Source organism: Streptococcus mitis, assembly GCF_003943905.1.
GTDB lineage: Bacteria > Bacillota > Bacilli > Lactobacillales > Streptococcaceae > Streptococcus > Streptococcus mitis_BC.
The window spans coordinates 588726-615477 of the sequence record NZ_RJNS01000001.1 but is presented as its reverse complement, the minus strand read 5'-3'; the positions used below and the strand labels follow the sequence as shown (position 1 = coordinate 615477).

Here is a 26752-nt window from a genome sequence, read left to right as displayed (position 1 = left end):
AGGCATGCCAACCTGTCACTCGGATGAAGCCAAATAAAAAGGAGAAACATCATGGCAATCTCAAAAGAGAAAAAAAATGAAATCATCGCACAATATGCACGTCACGAAGGTGATACAGGTTCAGTAGAGGTTCAAGTTGCTGTCCTTACTTGGGAAATCAACCACCTTAACGAACACATCAAACAACACAAAAAAGACCACGCTACTTACCGTGGATTGATGAAGAAAATCGGTCGCCGTCGTAACTTGCTTGCATACTTGCGTAAAAACGACGTTAACCGTTACCGTGAGTTAATCAACTCTCTAGGACTTCGTCGTTAATCTTGCGTCTAAAACGTTTCTATACTTCGTTGCCTTCGCCTCGATGTACCATCAGTACAATCTTCGGCTTGTCGCCTAGTCTATAAACGTTTTATCCAGCAAGAATAAAGCTCTCTGACTTCAGAGGGCTTTTTGTTTTTGCCAAGTGCCTAGGCCGTGTTCAATTGAGCATATCTTGATAATGAAGCTACTCTAAATTGGGTAGCTTTTTTACTTTTGTCACCTTACCTCGATATACTCAAGTATAATCTTCGGTTACGGTTCCTAGCACTGTAAGGGAAAATAAAACAGATCTTCTCCCTTCGGGGAAATTTTATCTTTTTTGCCAAGTGCTTAGGCTGTGTTCAATTAAGCATATCTTAGTAATGAAACTACTCCATTGGGTAGCTTTTCGCTATAGGATTATTCTATTATCTAAATATAGTATAAATTAGGGCTTATATTCAAAACATGGTATAATAGGCCTATATAGCTAAATGAAGTAAACCAATCACAAGGGATTAAGAAAAAGGATAGAATAGTCATGGCAACAGTAAAAAGTGATCTAAATATTGCTCAAACGTATGCGAGTCAGCTGAAAAATGCTTGTCAATCTTTAACAGCTATCAATGTGGCTAGTCAAGATGACCTCACGACCCTTCAAGGGAATAACAAGGCCCATCAATGTCTGACAAAGGCTCAAAATCTAGCTAGTCAGATTTCGGCTGCTGTCACCCTGACATCAGAACGACTGCACTCTGTAGCGAGTGATTTTGAGGCACTTGATGAGGCTGCTGCCAATGGTTTTAGGAGTAATGCATGAGCAAGTTGGATGAGTTGAAGAAAAGAGAGCTAGACCTCTTGTACCAGCTAGAAGACAATGGAAAAGAGAAGTACCGCACCAAAGAACTGATAGAAATCTTTGAAGGGTATGATAGAGCTAGTCATCGTTATCAAAATGATTTGTGGGAGGCGGCCTATCAGAGCCGATATGCAGGACAGTTGGAAGAAACGCTCCTGCAAAGAAACCAACTTAAAAACCAAATCCTTGAGGACCTCAGCTACCGCATGGATGATTTGAAAAAAGAAAAGTTCCGGTTAGAGGGAGACTTGGATGAGGTTTACTATGAAAGACGCAAAGAACTAGAAAGAGAGGAGGAGGAGAAACGACATGGGCATTGATATGTATTTGGAACAATCACAACTACAAAGCTCGAGTGTAGCGATCATGTGCCAATCTCAGGTGGAGGCTTATCAAGACTTGCAATCAGCCATTCAAAAGTTTTCAGAGGATACAGAGAGTCTAAAGGGCGATGCTTATAATTCGGCTAGAAGTTTTTTTGCAAGTGTTTTATTGCCCTTGAGTAAAGGGGGACAACTCTATGCGGAAACCTTCTCTCAAGCCATCAAGAAATTGCCAGAAGACTACCAAACGATGGTCGACAGCAAGAGTTGGCGCGAGGATGATCTGCTTGATAAGATCCGTCAGGAAGAGCAAATGATTGCCTATCTAGATGAAGTCAACCAATCCCTTTCTAGCTTGACCATGGATAGTGAAGAAAAGGGGAGATTGAGACGCAGTAATGTGGAACTCATGCGAGGACACCATGCGAATAAACGCGTCTATGAAACGATCTTGAGAGACCTGCGAGCCTATGATAGCTATTCAGGAGGACTGTTCGATGAACTAGACAGTATCAATGTGCAACTGAGTCGTGGACTGGCCCAGATTGAAAGTAGTTGGGATGCAAAGACAGGGGTCTTTAAAGTCCCATCTGACCTGACTTGGGCCAACTACCTGTCTGCCTATTCTGACACAAGGGATATGAAGCTCAGTCGTCAAGAGAAGGCCTTTGTCCAGACTATGATGGCAGAGTACGGCTTTGATGCAGAGACAGCCCAACAGCTCTTGACCATCAAGCAAGGGATAGACAGGAAGTTCCCAACCTCTAGTCAAGAGTTCCGTGACTATATCTTTTTGCGAGTCGTCGGTGCAGCCTACTATAATGACTTTAAGTGGAACGAAACTGCAGGCTATTTAAGAAATTATTTTTTTGATGAGGTTATTAGCAGTCCATCTACAGTTGAAAAAATGAGAGTAGAAAAACCAATTCTTGAAATCTTTAAAGAATTAGGATTGAAAGAAGAAAAGGCCAAAGAACTGTATTATAATCTTAGACTGCAGCATGAGATGGCGGGAGGTAAATCTGATAACATAGAAAAAATTAAGGATGATGATCAAAAAAATGGAACTAACCATTATGATACCTATAAAAGTACTTATGAAAAAGTTTATGAAAATAATAAATTTGACCAATTTTGGGACAGCAAACTGAAGGCCTATTCTAACAATGGAGTGGGCCATGCAGACTTTACCCACCAGTCCATTACTATGGCCACTCATCTTAATCCTAATCAAGTTCAGTTAGCCGATATCTATGGCGGTAGAGAGCGTGTCAAGGACCTTTCAGGTTGGGAGGGAGACACGACTAAAAATGCTACGGATAAAAAACCAAGTATTGGCGAGGATGACTACAAGGCAGACCTTGATTCAGTCAATCTTATCGGTCGGATGCAACAGGGGCAATCCTATGACCAAGCTATAACTTCTTATTACTCTGACCTTCAAAAGAATACGACTCTGAGAGAAAGAGAATTCTTGAAAAATAAAGATTGGAAACAAGTCAGAAGTACTATCTATGCTAGTATCCTTCCATTAGAGGTTATGGAAAAAGGGGAAGACGCCATTAAAGCATATATCGAAAATAACTATCCAGAAGTATCGATATTTTTAAACCGCTTGGAAGCCTTGGCGGAGTAGGAGGATAATGATGAAGAAAATATTCAGTTTATTAGCTTTAGTCTTACTAGTTGTATTATTTTGTTTTTACTTTTTTCCTAAACAACCTAAAAACATTTTTGATGAAGTCTATCAGGAGACAGAAAAAACATATCGAGTGAATAATGTTTTAAGGCATATAGAAGGTTTTGAAATTAGTCCAGGTTGGCCTAATGATGGAGAATATTTTGCATACACCCCTTCAGGGAAGTATCAAACTCATCCTGAAGGTTATAAAGACATAAGTATTAGCTTTAATTTTGGAGAAGGTATTAAAGGATTGACGATACGTTTTGAAAAAAGGATTAATTCGGATATTACCCTATGGTATTCAGCACACTATAATATAAAAAAGAAAATTCTCAAAAAAGGGCTTGCGATTTTTGAAGAGCCAAGGCAACCAGGTCAATATCTAGAGGATGAAGAAAAAATAAGAGAATATCTCAGAAAATATAATATTTCTAAAGAAGAATTAGAGCAAGACTATGACAAAATCGTCAACCAGAAAGTCTTGAAGGACTGGTGCTCGATTTATGACAGTAACTACTCACCGAGCAACTATGGCGATGTCAAGGTTGAAACCCAGTGGGAGAATTGGTGATAGTATGAAGAAAATCCTCGGTCTATTTGCGTTAGTGGCGTTAATCATATCCATCTGTTTTTATTTCTTTGTCAATCACCCTAAAAACATTTTTGATGAGATTTATCAGGAGACGGAGAAGACTTATCGGTCAAATAATATTTTAAGAAAAATAGATGGCTTTGAAATTAGTCCAGGTTGGCCAAGTGATGGAGAGTATTTTAAATATAGCCCTTTAGGGAAGTATAAGACTCTTCCAGAAGGCTATCTTGAACTGAGAGTTGGATTTAATTTTGAGAAAGAGTATAGTAAAATGTTTGTTTCAGTTGAGAGAAAAATAGCTGATGGTACGAAGTTATGGATGGTCAACAAATATAATCCAAACACTAAAACAATCACAAAGTCAATTCAGATTGTATTATCAGGAAAAGAGGATAGTTATATTGAAGATGAGGCCCAAGTGAAATCCTACCTAGAGAAGTACGGTATCACTGCCAAGGATTTGGATTCCTACTACGACGAAATCGTCAACCAGAAAGTCTTGAAAGATTGGTGTTCGATTTATGACAGTAAGTACTCGCCAAGCAACTATGGAGATGTCAAGATTGAAACTCAGTGGGAGAATTGGTGACAGTATGAAAAAAATACTCGGTCTAGTAGCGTTGTTCGCACTAATTGTATTATCCTGTTTCTACTTTTTTCCTAAACAACCTAAAAACATTTTTGATGAGATTTATCAGGAGACGGAGAAAACCTATCGATCAAATAATATTTTAAGAAACATCGATGGGTTTGATATTAAACCAGTCTGGCCAAGCGATGGAGAATTTTTAAGGTATACACCTTCAGGAAATTATAAAAATCTTCCGGAAGGTTATCTTGAACTAAGAATTGGATTTAGTTTTTATTCTGAAGATGAAATTGGTTCGATATCATTTGAAAAACGTATAGAGTCCAACGTGAATATAAAAATGTGGACTGTATATTCTCATAAAGAACGCAATTTAAAAAAATTTGTAAAAATAGGATTAAAGAAAGCAGATACGGAAACTTATATCGAAGACGAGACTCAGGTAAAATTCTACCTAAAACAGTACGGTATCACTGCCAAGGATTTGGATTCTTACTACGACGAAATCGTCAACCAGAAGGTTTTAAAAGATTGGTGCTCCATTTATGACAGCAAGTATTCACCGAGCAACTATGGAGATGTCAAGGTTGAAACGCAGTGGGAGAATTGGTGAGAACATGAAAAAAATATTAGGTTTAGTAACGTTTCTCGTACTAATTGTATTATCCTGTTTCTACTTTTTTCCTAGACAACCTAAAAACGTTTTTGATGAGATATATCAAGAGACGGCAAAAAATTATTTGGGTTATTATAACTTCAATGAATTAAAAAATGTGACAGTGAAAAATCGAAAGCTTTATGATTCGAATATGAATGAAACGGATAAGTATGAATCAATAATAACATACGATGATTCTTCTCTTGGAAGCGATGCGAAGAACTTAGAACTACGGTTTAATTTTGATGGTAGTAGTAAAGGTGTAAATATTTGGTTTGAAAGATATGCTAACTCAGGAGAAAAAATTAACTTTGTTATTCATTACGAATTTAAGAGAAAAGTACTAGTTAAAAAAATTATGATTTATGAAAATAGATCGGAAACATCTATTGAAGACGAGGCACAAGTGAAAACTTACCTAGAGAAGTACGGTATCACTGCTAAGGACTTGGATTCTTACTACGATGAAATCGTCAACCAGAAAGTCTTGAAAGATTGGTGCTCGATTTATGACAGTAAATACTCGCCAAGCAACTATGGTGAGGTCAAGATTGAAACCCAGTGGGAGAATTGGTGATATAAAGAATTTTCACTAATTTTATAGACAGCTAAGCTCTCTGACTTCAGAGGGCTTTTTCTATATATGTTTCTATCCTTGTTCATCTAATGGAAATATGGTATAATTTTTATGAGAATTTTCTAAATTTTTAAGATTCTATCAAAGGAGGTTTGCATGCTTTCCAAATTTTCTGGAAGCCGACAGGACCTGCAGTTTGTTTTACTTTTAGGTATTTTGCTAAGTGTTTTAGGAATTTCACTTTTTCTAGCGGTTTCTATGGGATCCGTTGTGATTGATTTAGGAGATACCTATCGGATAATTTTGAGCAGGTTGGGTTTTCCTCTTGAGATAGGAGAGGTTTCCAAGTCCACTCTTGCCATTGTATGGAACATGAGATTCCCTCGAGTATTGTTAGGCTTGATAGTAGGGGCTGGTCTTTCTATGTGTGGTAGCGTGATGCAGTCTACAGTGAACAATCCCATCGCTGAGCCCTATGTCTTAGGAATATCTGCGGGTGCAACTCTAGGGGCAACCTTGAGCATCATTCTTGGTTTAAAAGTGATGATTAGCCTTGGAGCTTTTCTTGGAGCTATTTTGGCAACAATCGCTGTCCTCATCATTGCCTCTATGCAGGGAAGGATGACGACTTCCAGTCTGATCTTATCAGGAACGGTGGTCAACGCTCTCTTTCTGGCTTTTTCAAACTTTATTATCTCAGTAGGCGCTAATGCGGACAGTGTGATGACCATTAAGTTTTGGACCATGGGTTCGCTTGCCGGGACTACTTGGTCTGACTTAGTCCTGCCAACTATAGTAGTAGGAATGGCCTTTCTATTTTTCGCTACCCAGTATCGTGTTTTCAATGCGATGATGATGGGAGATGAGGCTGCTTTAACTTTGGGGATTCCCTTACGCTTTTATTGGTATCTTTATGTGACCATGGTAGCTGTGCTGACAGCAGTCTTAGTGGCAACCTGTGGGATTATTGGATTTGTTGGACTGATTACTCCTCACTTAGCTCGAGGGTTAGTAGGAACGAATTACAGGAGACTTTTTCCTGTTGCGACCATACTTGGTGCCCTCTTTGTCATCTGGGCAGATGTACTCTCTCGTATCACCATTCCAAACGCAGAGTTGCCTATTGGTATTTTTACAGCCTTAGTAGGTGCTCCCTTCTTTATCTACATTGTTGGAGGCAGGCGAAGGGAGGTGAGGATCTGATATGGACTTGATTTTCCAGGATATCCACTTTGGACTAGGGGAGAAAAAAATCTTAAAAGGAATTTCTCTTAAGGTTGAAGGGCATCAATTTCATACGATACTAGGACCAAATGGAAGTGGGAAAACCAGCCTGCTTAAACTCCTCTATCGTCAGGAAAAGGCAGACAAAGGCTTGATAAGCCTAGATGGAAAGCCACTAGAGCATTGGTCACTCAAAGAAACAGCCAAGCAAATGGCAGTTGTCACCCAGTTTAATCAATTGCAGTTTGATTGTACAGTTGAGGAAATCGTCTTGCTGGGAAGAACTCCCCACCTCTCTTTTTTACAGAAGGAACAGGAAAGAGATTATGCCCTCGTTCAAGATGCTCTCGTCAAGGTGGATATGCTTGAGAAGAAAACTCGTCTCTATTCGTCCCTGTCAGGTGGGGAAAAACAGCGAGTCTTGTTGGCACGCGCCTTGGCGCAAGAACCGACTCTCTTGCTCCTGGACGAACCAACCAATCACCTGGATATCAAGTACCAGTTAGACTTGTTGGCCATTGTGAAGAATCTCAAGGTCAATGTTCTAGCTGTCCTGCATGATATTCAACTTGCTTGTCGCTATTCGGATTATCTCTATCTGATGAAAGAGGGAGAAATCCTTTACCAAGGAACTCCAAAGGAGACCATCACACCTGAGTCATTGCAAACTGTATATGGAGTTCAAAGTCAGGTTACTTGGACCGAGGATCAGCAAGCTATGATTCACTATTTATAAGAAAGAAAAGGAAAACAAAATGAAAAAAACACTCAGCATTTTACTCGTAACAGTAGCTACCTTAACCATGGCAGCTTGTGGCAATTCTACTACAGAAAAAACTACCACACAGTCTAGCACAGAAACAAGTCAAAAGGCCAGCACAGAGACGACTTATCCGTTAACGGTCAAGACCTATGACGCTAAAGGGAATGAAGTCGAACAAGTTTTTGAGAAGGCACCTGAAAAAGTTATCACCAACAATCTGTCAACCACTGAAATCTTATTGGAGTTAGGCTTGAAGGATAAAATTGCTGGCATGCTTAACCCTGATAATGCTGTGACGGACAAATACAAGGACGCGATTGCGACTATTCCTCAAATTGGCGATAAAAAAACAGTCTCTCAAGAGACAGTTCTTTCTTATGAACCAGATGCTGTGATGGGTCGAAATATGATGTTTTCTGAAAAATCCTTGGGGACAGTTAGCACTTGGAATGAAAACAAAATCCCAGTCTATACACAAAAAGCTTCTCTCTCAACGATTCAGCAAGATTTGGGAAATATTGTAGAAGATGTCAAAAATCTTGGAATGATTTTTAATGTGCAGGACAAGGCCAATGAATATGCAGCTCAATTACAAGCTAAAATTGATGCTGTTAAGAAAGCAAACCCAGCAAACCAAGGTGAAAAGAAAAAGGCTTTGATTATGGTTGCTTATAATGACGAAACCTTCGGTGCTTACAAGTCTGCTTTGCAAGAGAGCTTGTTGAATCAACTTGGTTATACAAACGTTGCAACGGGAACATCAGGCTTGACCTTGGAAAATCTCGTGTCAATGGATCCTGAGTTGATTATCTATGTGACCAGCGACCGCAATAAAAAATTGGATGCCAACGCTGTAGAGTTGATGAAGAAAAATGCTGTTTTGGAAAATGTTCCTGCTATTAAGAATCAAAAAATCATGACTATCTCTTACGATGAGTTGATGGACTATGGTCCAGCAGTGATCGATTCCCTTGAGAAAATCAATGACTTTATCAATAAATAATGAGTTTGATTGGGAAGGGATCCAAGTCAAGGTCAGCCTTCCTTCGATCTATGATCCCAATCAAACCTATCCAGCGATTCTCTTGAATGATGGAAACTTGGATTTCCTATCTTCCCTTTCTGAATCTGTGATTTTAGTGGGCTTGTCCTCTAAAAATCGCCTAGACGACTACACTCCCTGGAAGGCATCTGCTCTGAGAGAGGGGGCTCCAGATTTTGGTGGTCAGGCAACTGCCTATCATGGTCAATTATTTGGAGGTCTTTTAGACAAGTTACAGTCGCTTTATCGCCTGGACAAAGATCGTCTTGCCTATGGAGGGTATTCACTGGGAGGTTTGGTGGCAGTATACAGTCTTTTCCATTTTGATAAGGTCTCCTGTGTCTTCTCTATCTGCGGTTCCTTTTGGTATCCTGATTTTGTGGTTTACTGCAAGGAAGAAGAGGTGAAAAATTTGGACTGTTTACTGTATTTACAGAATGGTCAAACAGAAGGAGCTAATCATACCAATCGCTTGGCTCAAGCACCAGTCTATGCTGAGCAGATCCATACTAGTCTTCAGAAGCACTATCCGGCTGGTCAGTTTGTTTTTGATCCTTATGGGCATCATGAGCAAGTGGCTGAGCGATTTGTGGCTTTTTCTAACTGGTTGGCAAAGAAATGGGAGATTGAATAAAGTAAGAGAAGAGACAAGGCAAAAATTAAAGTTGAGGAGAAAATCCAGTAAAACTTTCCACAATAAAACGCATAATATTGAACTCTTTGAATTTCTTATATTATGCGTTTTTATGATTTTAGAGTTTCTTTGAATGCAGAAAAATACATGTTCTATAATGAAAAGTGACTGGATTGTCATTGTAAAGGAGCAGACGAGACTTATTAAGAATATCATAGGCTTGATGAAATGACAGATATTTTAGAAAATCACACACTTTAATCTCAATCGTTTTCATATTACTAACACTAGGAATATGTATTTTTGAAGACTGATATTTTCATCATGAATTTATTCGATAAAAGAAAATACTCCTTTATTTCTAAAGAAAGAGGTACAAAATCTTTTTGAGATGATAGAGTAGAATATGAAATTTGCTCTGAATATATTAAAAGAGAAGACCAAGAGGCCCTCTCTTATTGTTAACTATTTTTTTCTTATTAGAGTTGGCAAAGAATCTAAATGGTGTAAAACTCCTTTCCTCTACCTTCTATATGAAAAGGATCTCCTTAATCTTTTTTCTTAACACCAACAGTCAAACCAGAGGCTACTGCAATTAAGGCAACTCCAAGTACGGATAAATTAGAAGATGCCTTTTCACCAGTTTTAGGTAATTCAGATACCTTATTAGAAAGTGCAGAAGTATGATAAACTGCCTTTGTGCTTCCGATAGGTTTTGGTTTAAGTACGACATGCGCCTCTGTTAAGAAGTCATATTTCTCTGTTACGATGCGGTAAACACGTCCTTCTTGGACAGTCTTAACAACATGATTTGTAAAATCACGATTTAAAAGACTAGAAAATTCTTGATTAATATTAAGATAAAGCCCTTTTGTCCCCTCAACTAAAGGTTTGAAGGTTGATTCTTCGTATCTCATCCCTACAACTGATAGAGAAATATCTGCTGCTTTAAGAGCTTTCAGAGTCTCTTCTACTGTTGGAATGCCTGGAGTACGGAAATCAATACTTTCATCAGTAATTAAGAATGCAAAACGACGATTATTAGAAGATGTAGACCAATCATAATCTTTTGAGGTTGCGATATGATGTAGAGGGGCTGTAGGCTCTTCTGTTCCACCGCCTGTTCGAATAGATCTAAGCGCCTTAATATACTCCTCTACATTCTTAGTGAATTTAGATCCATTAAAATCGAAATATTGAACATTGTCAGCAGCCTCATACGCGATTAAGCCAAGACGAGCATCAACCTTTTTACTAGCCAAATCACGGACAAAGTTCTCGATATTCTGTACAACATTTTGAATAGACGAATCCATTGAACCTGACTTATCAATAGTAAAGACGATATCTGCAGAACCAGCTGCTTGTTTAGTAATTATTACATCTGCTTCTTTCAAAACTTTTTCAAATGTAGTTTTCTTGATAGTTTGAGTAACATTAGCTACATAGTCATCTGTATTAACGTGATCTGTAACAGTCTTTGTTGTTGTAACAGGTGTCTTTTCTCCAACGGCAGTTCCCTTAGCAGCTAAATGAGTTGTTTCAACACTTACAGAAGTCTCTGCTTTAGCAATTGCTTCTGTACCAGCTGTGTTTTCTTTAGTATTTACCTTGGCGTCCGTTGAAGTAGTAGTTACTTTAACTATATCACCAGGTTGAGCTTTATCAAGTGGTACTACAGAGACATTAACTTTATCTTGAATCTCCTTAACTGTTTCGGAAATTTGCTGATTAGTTTGAGTAGTTTTAGTGGACAGTTCATTTGAACCTACTTGAGCAAGATCATTAGCAACTTGACTTGGATTTTTTACCTCATCAGCATCAACTTGCCCCATTGCTGTAAAGGTAGACGCTAGAGCAACCGTCAATAAAACAGACTTGCACTTCCCAAATAAAGAATGTTTATGATTCATTATAAAAATCCTCCCCTTTTCTGATAATATAATATCAAAATCAAAGTAATTTGTCAAAAAATTTCTATATAGAATGTAGAGTTTTCTTCTGGTTATACAGGGATAAAGATCATAAAAATGCATAGCATCAAGTGTCCAAAAACATTGATACTATGCATTTTTTATGGAAAGGCTTGCTGGATTTTCTCTTAAAATCGAGTTTTTGTGCAGCAGTTCTCATTGTCTCAACCAAGAGCTTCTCTCTTCTTATCTGGATTCCAGATAAAGCTTGCGACGAAAGTAAAGATAATCGTTAGAATACCAACAAGAACTGCAAGGATAAGGGCAGGGATGCGGACAAACCACCAGAGTGGGTTTGGTTTTTTATCATTGTGCCATTGCTTGGTTTCTTCGTCCAAACGTTGGAATTCTGCTTGGATACGGTCTGCAACCATTTCAATCCCTTCATCATTCATTTTCTTGATGTCTGAGATATCGATAGAATTTCCAAAGTTCATATCCACACGTTCACGGCTAATCAAGCCTTTCAAGGTCATGGGCCCTGTGTAGGTGACAGGCATGATACGGACCTTAGCCATTTTAGCAATCAAGGCTACGCCCCCCTTGACATCGTTTGAGTGACGGCTCCCACTTGGAAACATGATGAGAGAGCGGTCGCTTTTTTTGAGGACATTGATAGGGTACTTGATGGCAGAAGCACTAGGATTTTCCCGGTCGATAGGAAAGGCACCACACATACGGATCCACCAGCCAAAGATACGGTTGTTAAACAGCTCTTTTTTGGCCATAAAGATGAACTGTTTTGGCTTGGTCGCAAAGGCCATGTATACAGGATCCCACCAAGTACGATGAGGAGCGACGAGGATATAGTTTTCGTCTCGGCTAGGGATTTTATCAGTATTGTGGTAGTGGGCATTGCCATTGATGGACCACAAGATCAGCATGACTAGTCCACGCAAATAAGTATAAAACATGAGATCTCCTTCGATTGTATTGCTTTTATTATTATACCTTATCAAAAGACTGCTGGCAAACTTTTTCAGTTATCAGCCAACAGTTTTAGATGGGATTAGAATTCTTTAAAAAAAAATGATATGATAGAATTTATGGATAAAAATAAGATAATGGGATTAACCCAAAGAGAAGTCAAGGAAAGACAGGCTCAAGGTTTGGTCAATGACTTTACCGCTTCGGCCAGTACCAGTACTTGGCAAATCATCAAACGAAATGTTTTTACACTTTTTAACGCGTTAAACTTTGCCATTGCTTTGGCACTAGCCTTTGTGCAGGCTTGGAGCAATTTGGTATTCTTTGCTGTTATCTGCTTTAACGCTTTTTCTGGGATTGTGACCGAGCTACGGGCCAAACACATGGTGGACAAGCTCAATCTTATGACCAAGGAAAAGGTCAAAACCATTCGTGATGGTCAGGAAATTGCCATCAATCCAGAAGAATTGGTTCTAGGTGATGTGATTCGTCTGTCGGCTGGGGAGCAGATTCCTAGTGATGCGCGGGTTTTAGAAGGCTTTGCGGAAGTCAATGAAGCCATGTTGACGGGTGAGAGTGATTTGGTGCAAAAGGAAGTTGACGCCTTGCTTTTGTCTGGGAGTTTCTTAGCCAGTGGATCAGTTTTGGCTCAAGTTCATCATGTCGGTGCAGAAAACTATGCTTCCAAACTCATGCTGGAAGCTAAGACAGTGAAACCGATCAACTCCCGTATCATGAAATCACTGGACAAGCTAGCTGGTTTTACTGGGAAGATTATCATTCCGTTTGGTCTGGCTCTCTTGCTAGAAGCCTTGATTTTAAAAGGCTTGCCTCTCAAGTCATCTGTTGTAAATTCGTCAACAGCCCTTTTGGGTATGTTGCCCAAGGGAATCGCCCTTTTGACCATCACTTCGCTCTTGACTGCGGTGATCAAGCTGGGCTTGAAAAAGGTCTTGGTGCAGGAGATGTACTCTGTCGAAACCTTGGCGCGTGTGGATATGCTCTGTCTGGACAAGACGGGCACTATCACCCAAGGAAAGATGCAGGTGGAGGCTGTTCTTCCGCTGACGGAAACTTATAGTGATGAGGCTATTACTAGCATTCTGACCAGTTATATGGCCCATAGTGAGGATAAAAATCCTACAGCTCAAGCCATTCGCCAGCGTTTCCAAGGAAAGGTTGCCTACCCTATGCTTTCGAATCTTCCTTTCTCTAGCGACCGCAAGTGGGGAGCTATGGAGTTGGAAGGGCTAGGGACAGTTTTCTTAGGGGCGCCTGAGATGTTGCTAGAAAATGAAGTCCCTGAAGCTAGAGAGGCCTTGGAGCGAGGTTCACGTGTCTTGGTCTTGGCTCTCAGTCACGAAAAACTAGACCACCACAAGCCACAAAAACCATCTGATATTAAAGCCTTGGCACTGCTGGAGATCTTGGACCCCATTCGAGAAGGAGCAGCTGAGACGCTGGACTATCTCCGTTCTCAGGAAGTGGGCCTCAAAATCATTTCTGGGGACAATCCGGTCACTGTATCCAGCATTGCCCAGAAAGCTGGATTTGCAGACTATCAAAGCTATGTTGATTGCTCAAAAATCACCGATGAGGAATTGATGGCCATGGCGGAGGAGACTGCGATTTTCGGACGTGTTTCTCCTCATCAAAAGAAACTACTAATCCAAACCCTGAAAAAAGCGGGTCATACAACAGCTATGACAGGGGACGGTGTCAATGATATTCTGGCTCTTCGTGAAGCAGACTGTTCCATCGTGATGGCTGAGGGAGATCCGGCAACACGTCAGATTGCCAATTTGGTTCTCTTGAACTCAGACTTTAATGATGTTCCTGAGATTCTCTTTGAAGGCCGGCGTGTGGTCAATAACATCGCCCATATCGCACCGATTTTCTTGATTAAAACCATCTATTCCTTCCTGTTAGCAGTTATCTGTATCACCAGTGTTCTTCTGGGACGGTCTGAATGGATCTTGATTTTCCCTTTCATTCCGATCCAGATTACCATGATTGACCAGTTCGTGGAAGGTTTCCCACCATTTGTTCTAACTTTTGAGCGAAATATCAAACCTGTTGAACCATACTTCCTCAGAAGATCCATGCTTCGTGCCCTACCAAGCGCTCTCATGGTCGTATTTAGTGTCCTTTTTGTGAAAATATTTGGGACAAGTCAAGGTTGGTCTGAGTTAGAAATGTCAACTCTCCTCTATTATCTCCTTGGGTCTATCGGTTTCTTATCCGTATTTAGAGCTTGCATGCCATTCACCCTCTGGCGAGTCCTTTTGATTGTCTGGTCAGTGGGAGGCTTCCTAGCCACAGCTCTCTTCCCAAGGATTCAAAAACTACTTGAAATATCAACCTTAACTGGACAAACGCTGCCTGTTTATGGGACAATGATGCTGATTTTTACAGTGATTTTCATTTTGACCAGTCGTTACCAAGCGAAAAAATAAAGAAAGACTGCAATCTGTGGATTGCGGTCTTTTTAGGTGCAAGATTGCTAGCTGAAATGTGGTATAATAAGAGGCAATAGAGTTTTGGAAAGTGAGAGAAGATGATTTCAAAGAGATTAGAATTGGTTGCTTCCTTTGTGCCACAGGGGGCCATTTTACTAGATGTGGGGAGTGATCATGCTTATCTGCCCATCGAGTTAGTTGAGAGAGGCCAAATCAAAAGCGCTATTGCAGGGGAAGTGGTGGAAGGTCCTTACCAGTCTGCGGTTAAAAATGTTGAGGCTCACGGTCTAAAGGAGAAAATCCAAGTTCGTTTAGCCAATGGCCTAGCAGCCTTTGAAGAGGCTGACCAAGTATCGGTTATCACCATTGCTGGTATGGGAGGCCGTTTGATTGCTACCATATTAGAAGAAGGTTTGGACAAGTTGGCTAGTGTCCAACGATTAATCCTCCAACCCAATAATCGTGAAGACGACTTGCGTATCTGGTTGCAAGACCACGGTTTTCAGATCGTAGCAGAAAGCATCCTAGAAGAAGCTGGAAAGTTTTACGAGATTTTGGTGGTGGAAGCAGGACAAATGAAGCTATCAGCCAGTGATGTCCGCTTTGGACCTATCTTGTCCAAAGAAGTCAGTCCAGTATTTGTCCAAAAATGGCAAAAAGAAGCTGCTAAGTTAGAATTTGCCCTTAACCAAATTCCAGAAAAAAATCTGGGGGAACGTCAAGTTCTAGTAGATAAAATTCAAGCCATCAAGGAGGTGCTCCATGCTAGCAAGTGAAGTGATTAGCGTATATGAAGCCTTTTGCCCTCAGGAATTTTCTATGGAGGGAGACAGTCGTGGCCTGCAAATCGGTACTTTGGACAAGGATATTCAAAGAGTCATGGTTGCCCTCGATATTCGTGAAGAGACGGTGGTAGAGGCCATTGAAAAGGGGGTGGATTTGATTATCGTCAAGCACGCGCCGATTTTTCGTCCTATCAAGGATTTGGTAGCTAGTCGTCCTCAAAATCAGATTTACATTGATTTGATTAAGCATGATATCGCAGTTTATGTCAGTCATACCAATATTGATATTGTTGAGAACGGGCTAAATGATTGGTTCTGCCAGATGCTAGGCATTGAGGAAACGACTTATCTGCAGGAAACAGGTCCAGAACGTGGGATTGGTCGTATTGGGAATATTCCGACTCAGACCTTTGGAGAATTGGCCCAGCATGTCAAGCAAGTCTTTGGCGTAGATAGTCTTCGAATGGTGCATTATCAAGAGAGTGATTTGCAGAAGCCTATTTCAAGAGTGGCCATCTGTGGTGGTAGTGGGCAGTCTTTCTACTCTGATGCTTTGGCAAAAGGAGCTGATGTTTATATCACTGGGGATATTTATTACCACACTGCCCAAGACATGCTGTCTGATGGCCTGTTAGCATTGGATCCAGGACATTATATCGAAATCCTTTTTGTCGAAAAAATCGCTGCACTTCTTACTCAATGGAAGGCAGAAAAGAATTGGAATATTGATGTCTTGCCTAGTCAAGCATCGACCAATCCTTTCTACCATATCTAGTTAGGAAGTGAAGATAATGAAAAAAGTTGCCATTATTGGAGCAGGAATTGTAGGTGCCACAGCCGCCTACTACCTCTCTAAAGAAGCTGATTTAGAGATAACCGTTTTTGACCATGGACAGGGTCAGGCAACAAAGGCAGCAGCAGGAATTATCAGTCCTTGGTTTTCCAAACGCCGAAATAAAGCCTGGTACAAGCTAGCACGCTTGGGGGCTGACTTTTATGTGGATTTGTTGGCTGATTTAGAGAAGTCTGGTCAGGAGATCGACTTTTACCAACGCTCAGGAGTTTTTCTCTTGAAAAAGGACGAATCCAAGTTGAAAGAACTCTATGAGCTAGCCCTTCAGCGCAGGGAAGAATCTCCCTTGATAGGCCAGTTAGCTATTCTGGACCAAGCGTCTGCTAATGAATTGTTCCCTGACTTACAGGGATTTGACCGCCTGCTCTATGCTTCTGGTGGAGCGAGAGTAGATGGTCAACTCTTAGTGACTCGTTTGCTGGAAGCCAGCCAAGTCAAGCTAATCAAAGAGAAAGCGACTCTGACGCCTCTATCATCAGGTTACCAAATTGGTGAAGAGGTGTTTGATCAGGTTATTTTGGCGACGGGAGCTTGGTTGGGGGACATTTTGGAGCCTTTAGGATATGAGGTAGATGTTCGTCCCCAAAAGGGACAACTACGAGATTATCAACTTACCCAAGATATGAAATCTTACCCTGTTGTCATGCCAGAAGGGGAGTGGGATCTGATTCCTTTTGCTGGTGGGAAATTGTCCCTAGGAGCTACCCATGAAAATGATATGGGATTTGACTTGACGGTAGATGAACCCTTGCTCCAGCAAATGGAAGAAGCAGCCTTGCCATACTATCCAGCCTTGGCTGAAGCTACTACAAGAGGTGATCGTGTGGGAATCCGCGCCTATACTAGCGATTTCTCACCATTTTTTGGGCAAGTCCCAGGCTTAGCAGGTGTCTATGCGGCTAGTGGACTAGGGTCATCAGGTCTGACAACGGGTCCTATCATTGGTTACCATCTAGCCCAATTGGTCCAAGACAAGGAGTTGACCTTGGACCCAATAAATTATCCAATTGCAAACTATGTCAAACGAGTAAAAAGCGAATAAAAATTTTAGCCTCCCCTCTAGGATGGCGAATGACATTCCCTATCAAAAATGGTAAAATAAGAAAAAATAATCTGAGAATCGAGGAAAAAAGATGCAAGAAAAGATTTTGGTAACTGGTGGTGCTGGATTTATCGGAACCCACACTGTTATTGAGTTGATCCAAGCAGGTCATCAAGTGGTTGTGGTGGATAATCTTGTCAATAGCAATCGTAAAAGTTTAGAAGTTGTTGAAAGAATTACAGGAGTTGAGATTCCTTTTTATGAGGCAGATATCCGTGACACAGATACACTCAGAGATATTTTCAAGCAGGAAGAACCGACTGGTGTGATTCACTTTGCGGGTTTGAAGGCTGTTGGCGAATCAACCCGTATCCCTCTTACCTACTATGACAACAATATCGCTGGAACTGTCAGCCTTCTAAAAGCTATGGAAGAAAATAACTGTAAGAACATCATCTTCAGTTCTTCTGCGACAGTTTACGGAGACCCTCATACAGTTCCAATCTTAGAAGATTTCCCACTTTCAGTGACCAATCCATACGGTCGTACCAAGCTTATGCTAGAGGAAATTCTGACCGATATCTACAAGGCAGACTCAGAATGGAATGTGGTCTTGCTGCGTTACTTTAATCCAATCGGAGCACATGAGAGCGGTGACTTGGGAGAAAATCCTAATGGAATTCCAAACAATCTCTTGCCTTATGTTTCCCAAGTAGCAGTGGGCAAACTAGAACAAGTACAAGTTTTTGGAGATGATTACGATACAGAAGATGGAACTGGGGTTCGTGACTATATCCACGTCGTAGACCTAGCTAAAGGTCACGTTGCAGCTTTGAAAAAAATCCAAAAAGGTTCAGGTCTAAACATTTATAACCTTGGAACTGGTAAAGGTTACTCCGTTCTTGAAATTATCCAAAATATGGAAAAAGCAGTGGGACGTCCTATTCCTTACCGCATTGTAGAACGCCGCCCAGGTGATATCGCTGCCTGCTACTCAGACCCAGCAAAAGCCAAAGCCGAACTTGGATGGGAAGCCGAACTCGATATTACTCAAATGTGTGAAGACGCATGGCGTTGGCAAAGCAAGCATCCAAATGGATTTGAAGACTAAGATGATGATTTCAATCATTGTCCCATGTCTAAACGAAGAGGAAGTACTTCCTCTTTTTTATCAGTCTGTTGAAGCACTCCTTCCAGAATTGGGGGCAGAGATCGAGTATGTCTTTGTGGATGATGGTTCAAGCGATGGCACTTTGGAGCTTTTGAAGGCCTATCGGGTGCAAAATCCTGCGGTACATTATATTTCTTTCTCACGAAATTTTGGGAAAGAGGCAGCCTTATACGCAGGCTTGCAGCATGCAACTGGAGACTTGGTGGTCGTGATGGATGCAGACCTTCAGGATCCTCCTAGTATGCTACTTGATATGAAAGCCTTACTAGACCAAAATGCAGACTTGGACTGTGTTGGGACACGGAGAACTAGTCGGGAGGGAGAACCCTTCTTTCGCAGTTTCTGCGCTGACATCTTTTACCGCCTCATGCAAAAAATCAGCCCAGTAGCCCTGCCATCAGGTGTTCGTGATTTTCGGATGATGAGAAGGTCTGTGGTGGATGCCATTTTAAGCTTGACCGAGTCCAATCGTTTTTCTAAGGGCCTCTTTGCCTGGGTCGGTTTTCGAACATACTACCTAGACTATCCAAATGTCGAAAGACAGGCTGGCAAGACCAGTTGGAGTTTTAGACAGCTCTTTTTCTACTCGATTGAAGGGATTCTCAACTTTTCAGATTTTCCCTTGAGTATAGCCTTTGTAGCTGGACTCCTATCTTGTTTTATTTCTTTTATGATGACTGTTTTTGTGGTGTTTCGAACCCTTATCTTGGGGAATCCGACATCTGGCTGGACTTCTCTGATGGCTGTCATTCTCTTTCTTGGAGGGATTCAACTCCTGACCATTGGGATTTTGGGAAAATATATCAGTAAGATTTATATGGAAACCAAAAAAAGACCACTCTATCTCGTCAAAGAAAAAAGTGATCTTTCTATTTTTGAAGGGAAAAATAACCAGAAAAGACTATAATTTTACCTAGAAATATGCTAAACTAGTAGATGAAGGGATTAAAGTGACAAAAAGAATCAACAAAATCAATCTCCCTTTTAAACTATGATGGATCTTTGAGAAGTGCACGTGTAGGGCACTGTTTGATAGCCTCCAGAACATCGCTGGTCTCAGCGATTTCTCTTTGCAATTCAACTGGATCATCGTAAAATCGAACGATTCCATTATCATGGTAATCAAAGAGTTCAGAGTAGGTCTGGCAAAGCCCGCAGGCGATGCACCGTTCAGGTATAAGTGTGACTTTCATATTTATATTGTAATAAGAAAATGAAAAAAATACAAGGAGTAAGGTATGGAAAAAGAACCGTGGCAAGAAGATATTTATGACAATAGAGAAGAAGAAACAAGATTAGAGCGTCGTCACCGTAAACAAAAAGGAAAAGGTGTTGTTGCCAATCGTGTCTTGACCATTCTAGCTAGCCTCTTCTTTGTAATCGTTGTAGCGATGGTTGTCGTATTGATTTACCTTTCTACTGGAGGAAGTAACCGCACGGCAGCTTTGAAGGATTTTTATGATTCTTCAGCTCCATCGTCAACCTCTAAAGTGGAAGAGTCTTCTTCCTCTACTAGTAAAGCTCAAGAAACGAAAGAATCAACTCCTTCAGAAAGTAGTTCTGAAGAACACACAGATGGAGAAGGAACGCTTACTGTGCAACCTGGAGAAGGAGAAGCAGCTCTCGCTCAGCGTGCAGGGATTTCCATTGCCCAGCTAGAAGCTCTGAATCCTTCTCATATGTCATCAGGAACTTGGTTTGCCAACCCTGGTGATGTCATCAAGACTAGATAGGAGTCGGAAATGAAGACAATTCAAATTGCTATTGATGGTCCTGCTTCCAGTGGTAAGAGTACGGTCGCAAAGATTATTGCTAAGGATTTTGGTTACACTTATCTTGATACAGGTGCCATGTATCGTGCTGCGACTTATATAGCACTCAAGCACCAGTTGGATGCAGGAAATGTAGACCAACTTCTTGAACTTCTGAACCAACACCCTATTAGTTTTGGACGTTCGGAAACAGGTGAGCAACTTGTCTTTGTTGGCGATGTTGATATTACTCATCCGATTCGTGAAAATGAAGTGACCAACAAGGTTTCAAGCATTGCTGCCATTCCTGAGGTGCGTGAGAAACTGGTTTCGCTCCAGCAAGAGATTGCCCAGCAAGGTGGCATTGTCATGGATGGGCGTGATATCGGGACAGTTGTTTTACCACAAGCTGAACTCAAGATTTTCCTAGTAGCCTCTGTTGAAGAAAGAGCAGAGCGTCGTTACAAGGAAAATATTGCTAAAGGGATTGAGACTGACTTGGAAACGCTGAAAGAAGAGATTGCGGCACGTGATTACAAGGATAGTCATCGTGAAACCTCACCTCTCAAACAGGCTGAGGATGCAGTTTACCTTGACACAACTGGACTAAGTATACAAGAAGTGGTCGAAAAAATTGAATCTGAAGCAAAAAAATATATGTCCTAGGGACGAGAGGAGCAGGCTAAATGAAGCCTGCTCCTTTTCTCTCTTTTGAGCGCGTTTCAAAACAGTCTTTTTGGGAGAATTTTGATAAAATAGTAGTATCAATAAAAAGGACGGAAGCATGACAAAGAAAATCATAGCCATTTGGGCCCAAGATGAAAAAGGGGTGATTGGGAAGGAAGATCGTCTCCCTTGGCATTTGCCAGCAGAGTTGCAACATTTTAAGGAAACAACTTTAAATCATGCTATACTGATGGGACGAGTGACCTTTGATGGAATGGGGCGTCGTCTGCTTCCCAAACGCCAAACCTTGATTTTGACACGAAACAGTGATGAAGTCGTGGATGGAGCGCTCGTGTTTCAAGATGTGAAGTCTGTTTTAACTTGGTATCAGAGTCAGGAAAAAAATCTCTATATCATTGGTGGAAAACAGATTTTTCAGGCTTTTGAGCCCTATTTAGATGAAATCATCGTGACACAGATTCATGCTCAGGTGGAGGGAGATACCTATTTCCCTGAGGAGTTTGACTTGTCTCGTTTTGAGACAGTCGCAAGCAAATCTTATACCCGAGATGAGAAAAACGACTATGATTTTACCATCGAATACCGAGATAGAAAGGAAGTCTAATGGAGCGCAGTATATTTGGATTTTTTACAGCTTTTTTGTGTGTAATCTGTATTTTGACTGGAGCACAGGCTTTTCGTAAGAAGCGCTATGGACTATCCGCCTTACTCTGGTTGAATGCTTTTACCAATCTGGTAAACAGTGTCCATGCTTTTTATATGACCTTATTTTAGATAGAATGATAAATTAGAATGGAAGGAAATCATGCCTACAAATAGGAAAAATGATATGATGGTTTATTGCTCATTTTGTGGCAAAAGCCAAGAAGAAGTAAAGAAAATAATCGCTGGGAACAACGCCTTTATCTGTAATGAATGTGTGGAATTAGCCCAGGAAATCATTCGGGAGGAGTTGGCCGAGGAAGTTTTAGCAGACTTGTCTGAAGTCCCAAAACCAATTGAACTCCTCAATATCTTGAACCACTATGTGATTGGTCAGGATCGTGCCAAACGTGCCTTGGCAGTGGCTGTATACAATCACTATAAACGCATCAATTTCCACGATACGCGTGAAGAGTCAGAAGATGTGGATTTGCAGAAGTCAAATATCCTGATGATTGGTCCAACTGGTTCAGGGAAAACTTTCTTGGCCCAGACTTTAGCTAAGAGCTTGAACGTGCCTTTCGCTATTGCAGATGCGACAGCTCTGACTGAGGCTGGGTATGTGGGTGAGGACGTGGAAAATATCCTACTCAAACTCTTGCAGGCTGCTGACTTTAATATCGAACGTGCAGAACGCGGGATTATCTATGTGGATGAAATTGACAAAATTGCCAAGAAGAGCGAGAATGTGTCTATCACACGTGACGTTTCGGGTGAAGGAGTGCAACAAGCTCTTCTCAAGATTATCGAGGGAACTGTCGCTAGCGTGCCGCCTCAAGGAGGACGCAAACATCCACAACAAGAGATGATTCAGGTGGATACTAAAAATATCCTCTTCATCGTGGGTGGTGCCTTTGATGGTATCGAAGAAATCGTCAAACAACGTCTGGGTGAAAAAGTTATTGGCTTTGGACAAAACAACAAAGCGATTGACGAAAACAGCTCCTACATGCAAGAAATCATCGCAGAAGATATTCAAAAATTCGGTATTATTCCAGAGTTGATTGGACGCTTGCCTGTTTTTGCAGCTCTTGAGCAATTGACGGTCGATGACTTGGTTCGCATCCTGAAAGAACCAAGAAATGCCTTGGTGAAACAATACCAAACCTTGCTTTCTTATGATGATGTCGAGTTGGAATTTGACGACGAAGCCCTTCAAGAAATCGCCAATAAGGCTATCGAACGCAAAACTGGTGCGCGTGGTCTTCGTTCTATCATCGAAGAGACAATGCTAGATGTTATGTTTGAAGTACCGAGTCAGGAAAATGTGAAACTGGTTCGCATCACAAAAGAAGCTGTTGATGGAACGGATAAACCAATCCTAGAAACAGCCTAGAGGTGATTATGGAAATCAATACACACAATGCTGAAATCTTGCTCAGTGCAGCCAACAAGTCCCACTATCCGCAGGATGACCTGCCAGAGATAGCCCTTGCAGGGCGTTCAAATGTTGGGAAGTCCAGCTTTATCAACACCATGCTCAACCGCAAGAATCTAGCCCGTACATCAGGGAAACCTGGGAAAACCCAGTTGCTCAACTTCTTCAACATTGATGACAAGATGCGTTTTGTGGATGTACCAGGTTATGGCTATGCCCGCGTTTCTAAAAAGGAACGTGAAAAGTGGGGCCGCATGATTGAGGAGTACCTAACGACTCGTGAAAATCTCCGTGCAGTGGTTAGTCTAGTGGATCTCCGCCACGACCCGTCAGCAGATGATGTGCAGATGTACGAATTTCTTAAGTATTATGAGATTCCGGTTATCATCGTTGCGACCAAGGCGGACAAGATTCCTCGTGGTAAGTGGAACAAGCACGAATCAGCAATCAAAAAGAAATTAAACTTTGACCCAAGTGACGACTTCATCCTCTTTTCATCTGTCAGCAAGGCAGGGATGGATCAGGCTTGGGATGCAATATTAGAAAAATTATGAGGGAAAGAAATGGCAAAAACAATTCATACAGACAAAGCTCCAAAAGCTATAGGACCATATGTTCAAGGAAAAATCGTTGGCAATCTTTTATTTGCTAGTGGTCAAGTTCCCCTATCTCCTGAAACTGGAGAAATTGTAGGAGAAACTATACAAGAACAGACAGAACAAGTTTTGAAAAACATCAGTGCTATTTTGGCAGAAGCAGGAACAGACTTTGACCATGTTGTCAAAACCACTTGCTTCTTGAGCGATATGAATGACTTTATTCCTTTTAACGAGGTTTACCAAACTGCCTTTAAAGAGGAATTTCCAGCTCGTTCAGCTGTGGAAGTTGCACGTCTTCCTCGTGATGTAAAAGTCGAAATTGAAGTGATCGCAGAGATTGGATAAGCTAGTTGAAGTTTGGCTCTGCCAAACTTTTTTTGATATAAGGAGAGATAGATGACAAAAAAACAACTTCACCTTGTGATTGTAACAGGGATGAGTGGTGCAGGGAAAACGGTAGCTATTCAGTCCTTCGAGGATTTGGGCTATTTCACCATTGACAATATGCCACCAGCCCTCTTGCCAAAGTTCTTGCAGTTGGTAGAGACCAAGGATGATGACCATAAGTTAGCCCTGGTGGTGGATATGCGGAGCCGTTCCTTCTTTTCAGAGATTCAGGCCGTTTTGGATGAATTGGAAAACCAAGATGATTTGGACTTCAAAATCCTCTTTTTAGACGCAGCAGATAAGGAATTGGTGGCACGCTATAAGGAAACTAGAAGAAGTCACCCTCTAGCAGCAGATGGTCGAATTTTAGATGGCATCAAGCTGGAACGTGAACTCTTAGCACCTTTGAAAAACATGAGTCAAAATGTGGTGGATACGACAGAACTCACTCCGCGTGAACTGCGTAAAACCATTGCTGAGCAATTTTCAGACCAAGAACAAGCCCAGTCTTTCCGTATCGAGGTCATGTCTTTTGGATTCAAGTATGGTATCCCTATTGATGCAGACTTGGTTTTTGATATCCGTTTTTTGCCAAATCCATACTACCTTCCGGAACTCCGCAATCAGACAGGTGAGGATCAAGCAGTTTATGACTATGTGATGAATCATGAAGAGTCTGAAAATTTCTATCAGCACTTGCTTGCTTTGATTGAGCCTATTTTGCCAAGTTACAAAAAAGAAGGCAAGTCCGTCTTGACCATTGCAGTAGGATGTACGGGTGGACAACACCGTAGTGTTGCCTTTGCTAAGCGCATAGCTGAGGATTTATCCAAAAACTGGCCTGTCAATGAAAGCCATCGTGACAAAGACAGAAGAAAGGAAACGGTAAACCGTTCATGAGAAAACCAAAGATAACTGTAATTGGTGGAGGAACAGGTATCCCCGTCATTTTGAAAAGCTTGCGAGAAAAGGATGTTGATATCGCAGCCATCGTAACGGTAGCTGATGATGGTGGCTCTTCTGGTGAACTAAGAAAGAATATCCAACAGCTGACACCACCAGGAGATCTTCGCAATGTCCTGGTAGCCATGTCGGATATGCCTAAGTTTTATGAGAAGGTTTTTCAGTACCGTTTCTCAGAAGAGGCTGGAGCTTTTGCGGGTCATCCGCTAGGAAATATTATCATTGCTGGCCTATCTGAAATGCAAGGGTCCACTTACAATGCCATGCAGCTGCTAAGTCTCTTTTTCCACACAACAGGAAAAATCTACCCCTCAAGCGATCAGCCTTTGACACTGCATGCAGTCTTTAAAGACGGTTCTGAGGTGGCAGGTGAGAGCCACATTGCAGATCATCCCGGCATGATCGACCATGTCTATGTGACCAATACCTTGGATGATGAAACACCGCAAGCCAGCCGTCGAGTAGTCAATACCATTCTCGAGAGTGACATGATTGTCTTGGGGCCTGGTTCCCTCTTTACATCGATTTTGCCCAATATTGTCATCGAGGAGATTGGACAGGCACTCTTGGAGACCAAGGCGGAGATCGCCTATGTCTGCAATATCATGACCCAGCGTGGGGAAACAGAGCACTTTTCAGACAGTGACCACGTGGAAGTCCTCCATCGACACTTAGGTCGGCCATTTATTGATACGGTCTTGGTTAATATCGAAAAGGTTCCTAGAGAATACATGGATACCAACCGTTTCGATGAATATTTGGTACAGGTAGAACATGATTTTGCTGGTCTCTGCAAGCAGGTTCCTCGTGTGATTTCTTCCAATTTCCTTCGTTTGGAAAATGGAGGAGCCTTCCACGATGGGGATTTGATTGTGGATGAATTGATGCGAATTATACAGGTGCGAAAATGAGTTTTACAGTTGCAGTAAAAGAAGAAATTCTTGGTCAGCACCATCTCAGTCGTCATGAACTATCAGCCATCATCAAGATGTCAGGTAGTATTGGTCTCTCGACTTCGGGCTTGACTCTGTCTGTTGTGACTGAAAATGCCAAGTTAGCTCGGCATCTCTATGAGTCCTTTCTCCATTTTTATGAAATCAAGTCAGAGATTCGTCACCATCAGAGAAGCAATCTTCGCAAGAACCGTGTCTATACGGTCTATACTGATGAGAGGGTGCAGGAGCTTTTAGCTGATTTGCGGCTTGCGGATTCCTTCTTTGGTTTGGAGACGGGCATCGATCCTGATATTTTAGCAGATGAAGAAGCAGGTCGTGCTTATTTATGTGGGGCCTTTCTGGCAAATGGAAGTATCCGTGATCCTGAGTCTGGCAAATACCAGCTGGAGATCAGTTCTGTTTATCTGGACCACGCCCAAGGACTGGCCTCTCTCCTCCAGCAATTTTTACTGGATGCCAAGGTTATTGAGCGCAAGAAAGGTGCGGTTACCTATCTCCAGCGTGCAGAGGACATCATGGATTTCTTGATTGTGATTGGGGCCATGCAGGCGCGTGATAATTTTGAGCGCGTCAAGATTTTGCGTGAAACTCGTAACGATCTCAATCGAGCCAATAACGCTGAAACAGCCAATATCGCTCGAACGGTTTCTGCCAGCATGAAGACTATCAATAATATCAGTAAAATCAAAGATAGAATGGGCTTGGAAAATTTACCAGTGGATTTGCAGGAGGTGGCTCGCTTGCGGATCCAGCACCCAGACTACTCTATCCAGCAGTTGGCAGATAGCCTGAGCAATCCCCTGACCAAGAGTGGTGTCAACCACAGACTCAGAAAAATAAACAAGATTGCTGATGAATTATAAAACCACGG

The 26752-nt window shown here is 41.5% G+C and carries 30 protein-coding genes; 27 read left to right on the top strand and 3 right to left on the bottom strand.

All coding sequences use genetic code 11. The features are described from left to right. Positions 1 to 51: 51 nt before the first annotated feature. From rpsO to D8854_RS03085, 12 genes are all read left to right on the top strand, one after another. Positions 52 to 321 (top strand): 30S ribosomal protein S15, encoded by a 270-nt coding sequence (gene rpsO / locus D8854_RS03140; RefSeq protein ID WP_001018251.1) that lies wholly within the window; start codon positions 52 to 54, stop codon positions 319 to 321. 523 nt (positions 322 to 844) lie between these two features. Continuing rightward, positions 845 to 1123 (top strand): TIGR04197 family type VII secretion effector, encoded by a 279-nt coding sequence (locus tag D8854_RS03135; RefSeq protein ID WP_125449541.1) that lies wholly within the window; start codon positions 845 to 847, stop codon positions 1121 to 1123. Further along, positions 1120 to 1482 (top strand): hypothetical protein, encoded by a 363-nt coding sequence (locus D8854_RS03130; RefSeq protein WP_125449539.1) that lies wholly within the window; start codon positions 1120 to 1122, stop codon positions 1480 to 1482. The genes D8854_RS03135 and D8854_RS03130 overlap by 4 nt, the downstream gene beginning before the upstream one ends. Beyond that, complete coding sequence (locus tag D8854_RS03125; RefSeq protein WP_084976075.1) at positions 1472 to 3121, top strand: hypothetical protein; 1650 nt, start codon at positions 1472 to 1474, stop codon at positions 3119 to 3121. Before D8854_RS03130 ends, D8854_RS03125 begins: the two co-directional genes overlap by 11 nt. 10 nt (positions 3122 to 3131) lie before the next feature. Next, complete coding sequence (locus tag D8854_RS03120) at positions 3132 to 3740, top strand: TipC family immunity protein (RefSeq protein WP_084976076.1); 609 nt, start codon at positions 3132 to 3134, stop codon at positions 3738 to 3740. Positions 3741 to 3744: 4 nt separating this feature from the next. Next, the gene (locus D8854_RS03115) at positions 3745 to 4350 is read left to right on the top strand and encodes a TipC family immunity protein (protein ID WP_125449537.1); all 606 of its coding nucleotides are present in this window, start codon (positions 3745 to 3747) and stop codon (positions 4348 to 4350) included. 4 nt (positions 4351 to 4354) lie between these two features. Beyond that, entirely contained in the window at positions 4355 to 4963 is a 609-nt protein-coding gene (locus tag D8854_RS03110; protein ID WP_125449535.1) for a TipC family immunity protein, read from the top strand. Positions 4964 to 4967: 4 nt separating this feature from the next. Beyond that, complete coding sequence (locus tag D8854_RS03105) at positions 4968 to 5585, top strand: TipC family immunity protein (protein ID WP_125449533.1); 618 nt, start codon at positions 4968 to 4970, stop codon at positions 5583 to 5585. 156 nt (positions 5586 to 5741) lie between these two features. Beyond that, positions 5742 to 6788: a FecCD family ABC transporter permease gene (locus tag D8854_RS03100; protein WP_125449531.1), complete on the top strand. Its 1047-nt coding sequence runs from the start codon at positions 5742 to 5744 to the stop codon at positions 6786 to 6788. A 1-nt stretch (position 6789) separates the two neighbouring features. After that, on the top strand, positions 6790 to 7545 hold the full coding sequence (locus D8854_RS03095; RefSeq protein WP_125449529.1) for an ABC transporter ATP-binding protein: 756 nt from the start codon (positions 6790 to 6792) through the stop codon (positions 7543 to 7545). Between the two features lie 19 nt (positions 7546 to 7564). Further along, complete coding sequence (locus tag D8854_RS03090) at positions 7565 to 8575, top strand: ABC transporter substrate-binding protein (RefSeq protein ID WP_125449527.1); 1011 nt, start codon at positions 7565 to 7567, stop codon at positions 8573 to 8575. After that, positions 8556 to 9248: an alpha/beta hydrolase-fold protein gene (locus D8854_RS03085; RefSeq protein ID WP_125449525.1), complete on the top strand. Its 693-nt coding sequence runs from the start codon at positions 8556 to 8558 to the stop codon at positions 9246 to 9248. Before D8854_RS03090 ends, D8854_RS03085 begins: the two co-directional genes overlap by 20 nt. Positions 9249 to 9796: 548 nt before the next feature. Here D8854_RS03085 and D8854_RS03080 read toward each other — a convergent pair. Together D8854_RS03080 and D8854_RS03075 are read right to left on the bottom strand one after the other, a co-directional pair. Continuing rightward, a complete protein-coding gene (locus D8854_RS03080) occupies positions 9797 to 11161 on the bottom strand; it encodes a VWA domain-containing protein (RefSeq protein WP_125449524.1) in 1365 nt (454 codons plus the stop codon). A gap of 224 nt (positions 11162 to 11385) precedes the next feature. Next, the gene (locus D8854_RS03075) at positions 11386 to 12135 is read right to left on the bottom strand and encodes a lysophospholipid acyltransferase family protein (RefSeq protein WP_125449522.1); all 750 of its coding nucleotides are present in this window, start codon (positions 12133 to 12135) and stop codon (positions 11386 to 11388) included. A gap of 132 nt (positions 12136 to 12267) precedes the next feature. On the opposite strand from D8854_RS03075, the gene D8854_RS03070 reads away from it, so the two are divergent. The 6 genes from D8854_RS03070 (at position 12268) to D8854_RS03045 (ending at position 19365) form a co-directional block, all read left to right on the top strand. After that, positions 12268 to 14604 carry a cation-translocating P-type ATPase gene (locus D8854_RS03070; protein ID WP_125449520.1) on the top strand — a complete coding sequence of 779 codons (2337 nt, stop codon included), beginning with the start codon at positions 12268 to 12270 and terminating at the stop codon, positions 14602 to 14604. 101 nt (positions 14605 to 14705) lie between these two features. Then, positions 14706 to 15383, top strand: coding sequence for a tRNA (adenine(22)-N(1))-methyltransferase (locus D8854_RS03065; protein WP_125449518.1), 678 nt, complete (start codon positions 14706 to 14708; stop codon positions 15381 to 15383). After that, positions 15370 to 16167, top strand: coding sequence for a Nif3-like dinuclear metal center hexameric protein (locus D8854_RS03060; protein ID WP_125449516.1), 798 nt, complete (start codon positions 15370 to 15372; stop codon positions 16165 to 16167). The genes D8854_RS03065 and D8854_RS03060 overlap by 14 nt, the downstream gene beginning before the upstream one ends. A gap of 16 nt (positions 16168 to 16183) precedes the next feature. Next, the gene (locus D8854_RS03055; protein WP_185768054.1) at positions 16184 to 17287 is read left to right on the top strand and encodes an NAD(P)/FAD-dependent oxidoreductase; all 1104 of its coding nucleotides are present in this window, start codon (positions 16184 to 16186) and stop codon (positions 17285 to 17287) included. Between the two features lie 91 nt (positions 17288 to 17378). Continuing rightward, positions 17379 to 18398, top strand: coding sequence for a UDP-glucose 4-epimerase GalE (gene galE / locus D8854_RS03050; RefSeq protein WP_125449512.1), 1020 nt, complete (start codon positions 17379 to 17381; stop codon positions 18396 to 18398). Beyond that, positions 18382 to 19365, top strand: coding sequence for a glycosyltransferase family 2 protein (locus D8854_RS03045; RefSeq protein ID WP_162284889.1), 984 nt, complete (start codon positions 18382 to 18384; stop codon positions 19363 to 19365). The genes galE and D8854_RS03045 overlap by 17 nt, the downstream gene beginning before the upstream one ends. 82 nt (positions 19366 to 19447) lie before the next feature. Here D8854_RS03045 and D8854_RS03040 read toward each other — a convergent pair whose 3' ends face one another. Then, positions 19448 to 19651 carry a ferredoxin gene (locus D8854_RS03040; protein WP_162284888.1) on the bottom strand — a complete coding sequence of 68 codons (204 nt, stop codon included), beginning with the start codon at positions 19649 to 19651 and terminating at the stop codon, positions 19448 to 19450. A gap of 45 nt (positions 19652 to 19696) precedes the next feature. Here D8854_RS03040 and D8854_RS03035 point away from each other — a divergent pair, with 45 nt between their 5' ends. From D8854_RS03035 to whiA, 9 genes are all read left to right on the top strand, one after another. Further along, on the top strand, positions 19697 to 20191 hold the full coding sequence (locus D8854_RS03035; RefSeq protein WP_084926089.1) for an SAG1386/EF1546 family surface-associated protein: 495 nt from the start codon (positions 19697 to 19699) through the stop codon (positions 20189 to 20191). A 9-nt stretch (positions 20192 to 20200) separates the two neighbouring features. Then, entirely contained in the window at positions 20201 to 20875 is a 675-nt protein-coding gene (gene cmk / locus D8854_RS03030; RefSeq protein WP_000849393.1) for a (d)CMP kinase, read from the top strand. 118 nt (positions 20876 to 20993) lie between these two features. Beyond that, positions 20994 to 21500: a dihydrofolate reductase gene (locus D8854_RS03025; RefSeq protein ID WP_061417163.1), complete on the top strand. Its 507-nt coding sequence runs from the start codon at positions 20994 to 20996 to the stop codon at positions 21498 to 21500. A gap of 201 nt (positions 21501 to 21701) precedes the next feature. Further along, positions 21702 to 22934: an ATP-dependent Clp protease ATP-binding subunit ClpX gene (gene clpX, locus D8854_RS03015; RefSeq protein ID WP_004240351.1), complete on the top strand. Its 1233-nt coding sequence runs from the start codon at positions 21702 to 21704 to the stop codon at positions 22932 to 22934. An 8-nt stretch (positions 22935 to 22942) separates the two neighbouring features. After that, the gene (gene yihA, locus D8854_RS03010; protein ID WP_000405196.1) at positions 22943 to 23530 is read left to right on the top strand and encodes a ribosome biogenesis GTP-binding protein YihA/YsxC; all 588 of its coding nucleotides are present in this window, start codon (positions 22943 to 22945) and stop codon (positions 23528 to 23530) included. A gap of 9 nt (positions 23531 to 23539) precedes the next feature. Further along, entirely contained in the window at positions 23540 to 23920 is a 381-nt protein-coding gene (locus tag D8854_RS03005; RefSeq protein ID WP_084948926.1) for a RidA family protein, read from the top strand. Between the two features lie 51 nt (positions 23921 to 23971). Further along, a complete protein-coding gene (gene rapZ, locus D8854_RS03000; protein ID WP_125449510.1) occupies positions 23972 to 24862 on the top strand; it encodes an RNase adapter RapZ in 891 nt (296 codons plus the stop codon). Further along, the gene (locus tag D8854_RS02995) at positions 24859 to 25836 is read left to right on the top strand and encodes a YvcK family protein (protein ID WP_001231059.1); all 978 of its coding nucleotides are present in this window, start codon (positions 24859 to 24861) and stop codon (positions 25834 to 25836) included. Before rapZ ends, D8854_RS02995 begins: the two co-directional genes overlap by 4 nt. After that, positions 25833 to 26744, top strand: a complete 912-nt coding sequence (gene whiA / locus D8854_RS02990) for a DNA-binding protein WhiA (protein WP_000011290.1) — start codon at positions 25833 to 25835, stop codon at positions 26742 to 26744. Before D8854_RS02995 ends, whiA begins: the two co-directional genes overlap by 4 nt. Positions 26745 to 26752: the final 8 nt, after the last annotated feature.

Bases quoted from the DNA above. Each gene is read 5' to 3' on its own strand.
- D8854_RS03065 (WP_125449518.1), top strand. From the start codon at position 14,706: ATGATTTCAAAGAGATTAGAATTGGTTGCTTCCTTTGTGCCACAGGGG.
- D8854_RS03070 (WP_125449520.1), top strand. From the start codon at position 12,268: ATGGATAAAAATAAGATAATGGGATTAACCCAAAGAGAAGTCAAGGAA.
- D8854_RS03035 (WP_084926089.1), top strand. From the start codon at position 19,697: ATGGAAAAAGAACCGTGGCAAGAAGATATTTATGACAATAGAGAAGAA.
- D8854_RS03055 (WP_185768054.1), top strand. From the start codon at position 16,184: ATGAAAAAAGTTGCCATTATTGGAGCAGGAATTGTAGGTGCCACAGCC.
- D8854_RS03085 (WP_125449525.1), top strand. From the start codon at position 8,556: ATGACTTTATCAATAAATAATGAGTTTGATTGGGAAGGGATCCAAGTC.
- D8854_RS03005 (WP_084948926.1), top strand. From the start codon at position 23,540: ATGGCAAAAACAATTCATACAGACAAAGCTCCAAAAGCTATAGGACCA.
- D8854_RS03120 (WP_084976076.1), top strand. From the start codon at position 3,132: ATGAAGAAAATATTCAGTTTATTAGCTTTAGTCTTACTAGTTGTATTA.
- D8854_RS03095 (WP_125449529.1), top strand. From the start codon at position 6,790: ATGGACTTGATTTTCCAGGATATCCACTTTGGACTAGGGGAGAAAAAA.
- D8854_RS03090 (WP_125449527.1), top strand. From the start codon at position 7,565: ATGAAAAAAACACTCAGCATTTTACTCGTAACAGTAGCTACCTTAACC.
- yihA (WP_000405196.1), top strand. From the start codon at position 22,943: ATGGAAATCAATACACACAATGCTGAAATCTTGCTCAGTGCAGCCAAC.
- whiA (WP_000011290.1), top strand. From the start codon at position 25,833: ATGAGTTTTACAGTTGCAGTAAAAGAAGAAATTCTTGGTCAGCACCAT.
- D8854_RS03115 (WP_125449537.1), top strand. From the start codon at position 3,745: ATGAAGAAAATCCTCGGTCTATTTGCGTTAGTGGCGTTAATCATATCC.
- rapZ (WP_125449510.1), top strand. From the start codon at position 23,972: ATGACAAAAAAACAACTTCACCTTGTGATTGTAACAGGGATGAGTGGT.
- D8854_RS03075 (WP_125449522.1), bottom strand. From the start codon at position 12,135: ATGTTTTATACTTATTTGCGTGGACTAGTCATGCTGATCTTGTGGTCC.
- D8854_RS03100 (WP_125449531.1), top strand. From the start codon at position 5,742: ATGCTTTCCAAATTTTCTGGAAGCCGACAGGACCTGCAGTTTGTTTTA.
- cmk (WP_000849393.1), top strand. From the start codon at position 20,201: ATGAAGACAATTCAAATTGCTATTGATGGTCCTGCTTCCAGTGGTAAG.
- D8854_RS03135 (WP_125449541.1), top strand. From the start codon at position 845: ATGGCAACAGTAAAAAGTGATCTAAATATTGCTCAAACGTATGCGAGT.
- D8854_RS03130 (WP_125449539.1), top strand. From the start codon at position 1,120: ATGAGCAAGTTGGATGAGTTGAAGAAAAGAGAGCTAGACCTCTTGTAC.
- D8854_RS03060 (WP_125449516.1), top strand. From the start codon at position 15,370: ATGCTAGCAAGTGAAGTGATTAGCGTATATGAAGCCTTTTGCCCTCAG.
- D8854_RS03105 (WP_125449533.1), top strand. From the start codon at position 4,968: ATGAAAAAAATATTAGGTTTAGTAACGTTTCTCGTACTAATTGTATTA.
- clpX (WP_004240351.1), top strand. From the start codon at position 21,702: ATGCCTACAAATAGGAAAAATGATATGATGGTTTATTGCTCATTTTGT.
- D8854_RS03080 (WP_125449524.1), bottom strand. From the start codon at position 11,161: ATGAATCATAAACATTCTTTATTTGGGAAGTGCAAGTCTGTTTTATTG.
- D8854_RS03125 (WP_084976075.1), top strand. From the start codon at position 1,472: ATGGGCATTGATATGTATTTGGAACAATCACAACTACAAAGCTCGAGT.
- D8854_RS02995 (WP_001231059.1), top strand. From the start codon at position 24,859: ATGAGAAAACCAAAGATAACTGTAATTGGTGGAGGAACAGGTATCCCC.
- D8854_RS03110 (WP_125449535.1), top strand. From the start codon at position 4,355: ATGAAAAAAATACTCGGTCTAGTAGCGTTGTTCGCACTAATTGTATTA.
- D8854_RS03040 (WP_162284888.1), bottom strand. From the start codon at position 19,651: ATGAAAGTCACACTTATACCTGAACGGTGCATCGCCTGCGGGCTTTGC.
- D8854_RS03045 (WP_162284889.1), top strand. From the start codon at position 18,382: ATGGATTTGAAGACTAAGATGATGATTTCAATCATTGTCCCATGTCTA.
- galE (WP_125449512.1), top strand. From the start codon at position 17,379: ATGCAAGAAAAGATTTTGGTAACTGGTGGTGCTGGATTTATCGGAACC.
- rpsO (WP_001018251.1), top strand. From the start codon at position 52: ATGGCAATCTCAAAAGAGAAAAAAAATGAAATCATCGCACAATATGCA.
- D8854_RS03025 (WP_061417163.1), top strand. From the start codon at position 20,994: ATGACAAAGAAAATCATAGCCATTTGGGCCCAAGATGAAAAAGGGGTG.